This window comes from Pseudomonas sp. 2822-17 (assembly GCF_002742485.1).
In the GTDB taxonomy this organism is placed as follows: domain Bacteria; phylum Pseudomonadota; class Gammaproteobacteria; order Pseudomonadales; family Pseudomonadaceae; genus Aquipseudomonas; species Aquipseudomonas cyclaminis.
The window spans coordinates 1-243 of the sequence record NZ_LJRZ01000607.1; the positions used below are offsets into that span (position 1 = coordinate 1).

1 protein-coding gene is annotated in these 243 nt (G+C 37.0%); it reads right to left on the minus strand.

Going from position 1 to position 243, the window contains the following annotated elements; translation table 11 throughout:
• Positions 1-199, minus strand: a 199-nt coding sequence (locus tag AOA60_RS23565) for a thiamine pyrophosphate-binding protein (protein WP_256592872.1), incomplete at its 3' end; no start/stop codon positions are given.
• Between the last annotated feature and the right edge of the window lie 44 nt (positions 200-243).

The window sequence follows — 243 nt, forward strand, 5'->3', positions numbered from 1 at the left end:
CACTCATTTGATTGGCGTATTTTGCATAAGATGCGGCCATATAAGAGGCAGCTCCTTCATGCTTCGTTACAACCGGTGTGATTTCAGGCATGTCGTAGAGTTCATCAAACAATGCATTGACAGAACCTGCTGGGATACCAAAAATATGTTTCACATCATTGTTCTTTAGATATTCTAGTAAAAAACGAGCTACTTTCATTTTTCCCCTCCGTTTATTCATTTATATATTGTTTAGTAATGTAC